General features: G+C 52.1%; 2 rRNA genes. Both read left to right on the top strand.

The features are described from left to right. The first annotated feature begins 76 nt into the window (after window positions 1–76). Window positions 77–193, top strand: a 5S ribosomal RNA gene (rrf, locus tag KMAL_RS16735). A gap of 160 nt (window positions 194–353) precedes the next feature. After that, window positions 354–672: ribosomal RNA gene (locus KMAL_RS16740) — 23S ribosomal RNA — on the top strand; the annotation flags it as partial.

Consider the following 672-nt stretch of genomic DNA (forward strand, 5'->3'; position numbering starts at 1 on the left):
TTCCACAACCGGCTTGTCCCTCACTCGTTGTCAGTTTTGAAAGAGCAAGTCTCTTTCAAGCGAGATTTCTTCATCGTTTGGTGGCGATGGCGGAAGGGAACCACGAGTACCCATCCCGAACACGACCGTTAAGCCTTCCAGCGCCGATGGTACTTGGACCGCAGGGTCCTGGGAGAGTAGGACGTCGCCAAGCGGTGCATTCTTGCGCCAAAAATATGGTTGTGTCTTTTACTGAGGTTATCCTCTGTAGCAGGCTCGTCCGTAAAAACACTTGTTCCTTGAAAACTGGATACGAACCAATATGAAATGCTGAAACATCCTTAGCTGTTTCTTAACCAGGCTATACAGCCTTAGGTTAAGCTACTAAGAGCGCACGGAGGATGCCTAGGCGCCAGAAGCCGATGAAGGACGTGGCGAACCACGATAGGCCTCGGGGAGCTGTAAGCAAGCGTTGATCCGGGGATTTCCGAATGGGGAAACCCAGCTGGAGTAATGTCCAGTTACTGCAGAGTGAATACATAGCTCTGCGTGAGGCACACCAGGGGAACTGAAACATCTAAGTACCCTGAGGAAGAGAAAACAAACGTGATTCCGTCAGTAGCGGCGAGCGAACGCGGATTAGCCCAAACCAGGAGGCTTGCCTCCTGGGGTTGTGGGACGTCTCACATGGAG

It is taken from the genome of Novacetimonas maltaceti, assembly GCF_002906255.1.
GTDB classification, from domain to species: Bacteria; Pseudomonadota; Alphaproteobacteria; order Acetobacterales; family Acetobacteraceae; genus Novacetimonas; species Novacetimonas maltaceti.